The organism is Enterobacter sp. EC_64, assembly GCF_019584165.1.
Taxonomy (GTDB): domain Bacteria; phylum Pseudomonadota; class Gammaproteobacteria; order Enterobacterales; family Enterobacteriaceae; genus Enterobacter; species Enterobacter roggenkampii.
The window spans coordinates 1-6,308 of sequence record NZ_VDAS01000057.1; the positions used below are offsets into that span (position 1 = coordinate 1).

4 protein-coding genes and 1 pseudogene are annotated in these 6,308 nt (G+C 42.0%); 4 read left to right on the forward strand and 1 reads right to left on the reverse strand.

The features are described 5' to 3' along the window. The first annotated feature begins 315 nt into the window (after positions 1 to 315). From FHC52_RS22235 to FHC52_RS22250, 4 genes are all read left to right on the forward strand, one after another. Entirely contained in the window at positions 316 to 1,281 is a 966-nt protein-coding gene (locus tag FHC52_RS22235) for a LacI family DNA-binding transcriptional regulator (protein ID WP_181553097.1), read from the forward strand. Between the two features lie 73 nt (positions 1,282 to 1,354). Continuing rightward, positions 1,355 to 3,088, forward strand: coding sequence for an alpha-glucosidase (locus FHC52_RS22240; RefSeq protein WP_114385764.1), 1,734 nt, complete (start codon positions 1,355 to 1,357; stop codon positions 3,086 to 3,088). Positions 3,089 to 3,147: 59 nt separating this feature from the next. Beyond that, complete coding sequence (locus FHC52_RS22245) at positions 3,148 to 4,776, forward strand: PTS transporter subunit IIBC (RefSeq protein WP_195207116.1); 1,629 nt, start codon at positions 3,148 to 3,150, stop codon at positions 4,774 to 4,776. 86 nt (positions 4,777 to 4,862) lie between these two features. Continuing rightward, on the forward strand, positions 4,863 to 5,669 hold the full coding sequence (locus tag FHC52_RS22250; protein ID WP_045332110.1) for an endonuclease/exonuclease/phosphatase family protein: 807 nt from the start codon (positions 4,863 to 4,865) through the stop codon (positions 5,667 to 5,669). A gap of 196 nt (positions 5,670 to 5,865) precedes the next feature. On the opposite strand, the pseudogene FHC52_RS22255 reads toward FHC52_RS22250, so the two are convergent. After that, positions 5,866 to 6,192 (reverse strand): annotated as a pseudogene (locus FHC52_RS22255) (hypothetical protein); the annotation flags it as partial. Positions 6,193 to 6,308 lie beyond the last annotated feature (116 nt).

The window sequence follows — 6,308 nt, forward strand, 5'->3', positions numbered from 1 at the left end:
GCTTAGTGCTGAATTCACTATCGGCGAAGGTGAGTTGATGGCTCATGATGTCCCTCTGGGATGCGCTCCGGATGAATATGATGATCTCATATCAGGAACTTGTTCGCACCTTCCCAAGGTATGCTCGCTCCCTGGTCTTGAGTTCAGGTCTAAATCTTGTGAGTGAAAATTAAACACTCATACGTCCACCCAGTTTTATTTACTGTGTTGTTAGCCAATATATTGGATACTATGCCCAAGTGACTCAACTCTGAATTCTGTATCTTGAAGTCACTTGGAGATATGGCAATAGTGCATTATTGAAGGAAATAGGTAATGAGTAAAAAAATGACCATGGCTGAGATTTCAAGGCAGCTTGGAATTTCAACAATGACTGTGTCGCGTTACTTTAATGGCGGTTATGTCTCGGAAGAGAACCGCCTTAAAATTGATGCCATCGTCAAAGAGAGTCATTACACGCCTAATATATTTGCTCGCTCCATTCGTAGCCAATCCAATATTATTGGTTTCATCGCGCCTCGTATTGAGTCATATACGACCAGTTTAGTGATTAAAGGGGCGCTGGCTGCTGCCAATGAATCACAAGTACGAATGCTGTTTCATGCCACAGGGTTTAACCATGAGTCAGAATGCCAAGCTGTGAGAGAGTTTAACGGCTTAAATGCATTGGGCACGATTATTATTGCGTCAAAGCACAGTGTCGAAGAGACTTTTTATCGAACCTTAGACAATGTGGTATTTATTGGCAAAAATACCCCCCACCATTGCTGTTTATATTACCCCGATCATGCAGCGATTAAAGCCCTCGTCTCCCACACCATCACTCAGTTAAAACAGCAGCAGGCACCGCTGGCTGCCGTACATTATATTTATGATGAGCGTATGCTTTCTAGCCGCACTAAGTTGATGCAAGCCACTATTACCGACACCGTCCCTGAGTTGAATTTATCACTACAAGCCCTAGCCAACTCGGAGGACAAAGCTGGCTATCAGGCCGTTCAATTACAGCCTAATCATGTCTACTTTTGTGCCACCGATAATATTGCCATTCGTTTATATCGTCGCGCCAAAGAACAGCAACTCAAGATCGGTCATAACGTATGGATTGTAGGCATAGGTGACTATGACTACAGCGATTTGTTAGTCCCGAGCCTGACGACTGTCGCTTTTAACTACTATCAAGTGGGCTACCAAGCTGTCAAAAAATTGCTCAAGCGCGATTTCAGTTCTGTTGAAGGCACATTCGACATAAAGATGAGAGAAAGCTCACAATTCCTCTGAAATTGTGTTGAGTCCAAATCGGTTCTACTTAACTATATGTGTTAACGATAACGCATATAGTTAAGTAGAACCGATGACACTCGCTCCTAATATGCACTCAAAACCACTCGCGTGGTGGAAGAAAGCAACCGCCTACCAAATTTATCCCCGTAGTTTTTATGATACAAACCAGGACGGTATTGGTGACATCAATGGCATCATTGCTAAGCTCGATTATCTTGCTGATTTGGGCATTGATTTAATATGGATTTGCCCATTCTATGCATCACCTAATGATGATAACGGGTACGATATTAGTGACTATCAAGCGATTCATCCTGACTTTGGAACCCTTGAGGATGTGGATGAACTAATCAGTGCTGCTCATAAACGTGGCATTCGCATTATTATGGATTTAGTGATCAACCACACTAGCGACGAGCACCCATGGTTCATTGAATCTCGAGATAACAAAAATAGCCCTAAGCGCGATTGGTATATTTGGCGTGATGGTTGTGAGCCTACCGCTGAAAAACCGACTTGCGACCCAAACAACTGGGAAAGTATTTTTCATGGCAGTGCATGGGAATATGATAAAAAAACTGCACAGTACTACTTGCACCTATTTTCAAAAAAACAACCTGATCTGAATTGGGAAAATCCTGAAGTTAAACAAACACTATTTAAAATGATTTATTGGTGGTTGGAGCGTGGTATTGATGGCTTCCGTGTGGATGCAATTAGCCATATTCAGAAACAACCAGGTTTACCTTCTTTACCCAATCCAAAGGGTGAAAAGTATGTCTCTTCGTTTGATTATCATATGAATGTGGCAGGGATTGAAAAACATCTGCATGAGTTAAAAGAGCAGGCGTTTGATCCCTTTAACATAGTGACAGTTGGTGAGGCTAATGGGGTGACTGCCGACAATGCATTACTTTGGGTTGCCGAAGCGACCGAACACGATCAAGGCGGTGTTTTCAACATGATTTTTCAGTTTGAACACATGAAGCTATGGTCGGAAGAACAAAGCAACGTGCCTTTAGATCTAGTGGAGTTCAAACGCATTTTATCGCGTTGGCAAGATGCATTAGAAGGTAAAGGCTGGAATGCGCTTTATTTAGAAAACCACGATCAAGCTCGTAGCATTGATACTTTTGCCGACCCTACCTCTAGGTATGCCAGTGCTACCGCGTTAGCGAGTTGTTATTTCTTGATGAAAGGAACTCCGTTTATTTATCAGGGCCAAGAGATTGGTATGGTAAATCATCAGTTTACTTCTCTTGATGAATTTAATGATGTGTCTGCTAGAAATTTAATTCAAAAGCTATCTCAACAAGGTCAAAGCGATGCAGACATCTTAGCCTTGTTAAATCAAGTATCTCGCGACCACAGTCGCTTGCCAATGCAATGGAATGCGCAGGATTTTGCCGGTTTTTCTGAGGTGCAACCTTGGTTCTCCGTCAATCAACAGTACGCAGATATCAATGTTGAGCAACAACAGAATGATCCAAATTCGATTTTGAGTTTCTATAAGCAGCTGATTGCTCTGCGTAAGTCAAATGTAAGTTTAGTGGTTGGCCGCTATCAATTGCTGCTACCTAACGACCCTAATATCTATGCTTATCAACGTGTTGCACAAGATATGACATGGACCATTATTACCAATTTAAGTCCACAAGAGAGCATCGTTGATATCGACCGCATGCAATTAGGCGAGTTAATGCTTGATAATCAGAATATCAACAATGAACACGTTCGCTCAGATTTTATAGCGACGCAAATTGCCCCACCTTATGCTGCGTATATATTTGCAAGAAAGCACTAAATTATATTTATCGCAGGGCCTTGATAAGGCTACCCTGCATTTAAACCAAGGAATCATTTATGAGTCAGTTACTATCTTTTGATTTTTGGCAACGATTTGGGAAATCCCTTATCGTTGTTATCGCGGTGATGCCAGCCGCTGGTATCATGATATCACTCGGTAAAGTTGTCGCAATGTATGCCGGTGGTATTGGTGCCATTGAAACACTAGGCACTATTATGGAAAACATAGGCTGGGGGATCATAGTTAATCTTCACCTATTATTTGCTGTCGCTATTGGTGGATCATGGGCTAAAGAACGTGCAGGAGGAGCATTTGCCGCGCTGATCGCCTTCATCTTAATTAACCGTATCACTGGGGTTATATTAGGCGTGGATAACGCTATGCTCAGTGATCCCGAGTCGGTTGTGATGAGCCTATTTGGTTCTGAGCTACCTGTCTCTCAATTCTTCACTAATATTTTGGGTGCTCCTGCTCTAAATATGGGTGTGTTTATCGGTATTATGTCTGGCTATTTAGGTGCCAACTTATTTAACCGTTATCATGACTTCGCTCGCTTACCTCAGGCATTAGCATTTTTCAACGGTAAGCGTTTTGTACCTTTTGTTGTTATTTTCTATTCGATGATTATTGCGTTTGCTTTATCAATCGTATGGCCTTTAATTCAAGGTGCGCTTAATGATTTTGGTCAATGGATTGCAACCTCTAAAGACACTGCGCCGATCACTGCTCCTTTCTTGTATGGTACGTTAGAGCGCTTATTACTGCCATTTGGTTTACACCACACTTTAACTATTCCAATGAATTACACCGAGTTGGGTGGTACTTATGAGCTTTTAACAGGGGTGAATGCGGGGGCAAGTGTTTATGGTCAAGATCCACTATGGCTTGCTTGGGTTAGCGATTTAAATAATCTTAAATTAAGCGATCCGACAACTTACCAACATCTATTAGATACGGTGCATCCAGCACGTTTTAAAGCGGGCCAAGTTATTATCGCAGCGTCTTCATTGATTGGTATTGGACTTGCGATGTATCACTGTGTTGATAGTGATAAGCGCGCACAATACAAGCCAATGTTTTTATCTGCGTGTCTTGCTGTGTTATTAACCGGTGTGACAGAGCCTATTGAATTCATGTTTATGTTTATTGCTCCTGTTTTGTATGTTGCGCATGCGGTATTAACAGGGATTGCATTTGCGTTGGTCGATGTGATGGACCTACGTATACATGCCTTTGGTTTGATTGAGTTACTCACTCGTATACCTATGATGGTTTCAGCGGGAATCGGTGGTGATTTGGTTCGCTTCGCATTGGTTTCTATTGTTTTCTTTGGTGTTAACTATGGATTATTCCGTGTGCTCATTGTCAAATTTAAATTGCCAACACCGGGCCGTATGGGTAACTACCTCGATGAAAGTTCAGAATCCATGTCAGAAGATGAGAAGATGGACATTATTATTCAGAATTTAGGTGGCCGTGCCAATATTGCTGAGATTGATGCTTGTATGACTCGCTTGCGCATTACAGTTAATGACCCGCAGTTGGTTGCTGAATATGCATTATGGAAGCCGACAGGAGCACTTGGTGCTGTAATTAAAGAACAGGGAGTACAAGTTATTTATGGTCCAGGAGTGGATGTCATTAAATCTAGATTAGTTGAGAAGTTTTCAGCACAACCTGAGTAATTCATTCTCTACCCTAGATAAAATAACCTCGAGAAACGCAGCCTTGAGCTGCGTTTAACTCGCTACAATGAATAAGTGAATAATAAATGAAGTTAATGACGCTAAATACCCATAGTTGGCAAGAAGAGAAACAACTAGAAAAGTTGGATGTGGTAGCGCAAGCCATTATCGAGCAAGGGTGCGATGTCGTTGCATTACAGGAAGTGAATCAACATCAAAATAGCCCGGCTGTTGATGCCAATATATTAACTAATCACACCGTGCTCGCTGATAACTATGGATATTTATTACAGAAAAAACTCATGGAATACGGCTATCACTACCAACTTACATGGGATTTCGTTCATCAAAGTTATGACGTATATCAAGAGGGACTGGCATTCTTGACGCGACTGCCGATTGTCGAGCATGAGGTCATTGACCTAAGTGATAACTATGATGTGAACTTTTGGAAACATAGGCGAGCAGTGCGTATTAAGGTCACTTCTCAACGAGGTGATTTCAATCTTTATAATTGTCATTGCGGCTGGTGGAGTGACTCAGAGAGCTCATTTGAGGACCAGTTCAACAGAATAAAGGCAACATTATCAACAGAGTTGAGCTTTCTATTAGGCGATTTCAACAACCCAAGCCATATACGCAATGAAGGTTATGATTATGTATTACAGTGCGGTTTGATAGATTGTTATGAAATAGCAGAAATAAAAGACTCCGGAACTACTGTAATTAAAAATATTGACGGTTGGGAACAAAATAGCCAAGCGCTACGCATTGATTTGGTTCTTAGTAATCAACCGATGGTGGTAAAGCAGCATCAGGTGATTTTTAATAACGATTTTTATCCGGTTGTATCGGATCACTTTGGGGTTCTGGTGGAAGTAGACATTATTTAATGTTTATTCATAGACTAAACCTTAAGCAATACTGGACTTTTAATTACGTGACTTTGCAATACCTGTAGTTATTCAGGACTTTCTAATTTAGTAAAGGCGCTGACACGTTTTTGTCCCAAAACTGTGTTACAAAATCCACAACACCAAATTTTGAAGAGCCCCTTAGAGAGGGGCTAGTTGAGGGGAGCCCAGTTGGCTAGTTGGCGGGGGTATCTGTTTCCTCTTCAGTGATTTCGTCATCGGTTGAAGGCACCGCTTGTTCAACTTCTGCTTCTTTACCCTTTGCTTTAGCTGATTTTCGTGCTCGAATTTCGATATCAATAATGCGCCGAGCCAGTTTGATAATGCGCTGTTGCCATGCGTAGTTGCCATCAACACGTTGCTTATTGCTAAGCACGCTAGATAACCAGAGTGTGTCCATTGAGATCATCAACGCATCGAGTTTGCGAACTAAGCCGACAAACTGGCCAACCTGAGGCGAGCTGATTTTGGCGTTGAAGGTAATCGGGTCGGTGTAGTCAGGTTGACCTGCCCCCACGATTAGATACAACACTCAGTTAGTAACGTCGGAATCTTCATTCTCAGAATGACCCTTTCTCCAGCCCGCTGCAAATTCAGACGGTGTCTGATAATTCAGCG

What these genes read in the sequence shown, in the direction of transcription:
- FHC52_RS22250 (WP_045332110.1), top strand. Translation starts at nt 4,863, where the DNA reads ATGAAGTTAATGACGCTAAATACCCATAGTTGGCAAGAAGAGAAACAA.
- FHC52_RS22240 (WP_114385764.1), top strand. Translation starts at nt 1,355, where the DNA reads ATGACACTCGCTCCTAATATGCACTCAAAACCACTCGCGTGGTGGAAG.
- FHC52_RS22245 (WP_195207116.1), top strand. Translation starts at nt 3,148, where the DNA reads ATGAGTCAGTTACTATCTTTTGATTTTTGGCAACGATTTGGGAAATCC.
- FHC52_RS22235 (WP_181553097.1), top strand. Translation starts at nt 316, where the DNA reads ATGAGTAAAAAAATGACCATGGCTGAGATTTCAAGGCAGCTTGGAATT.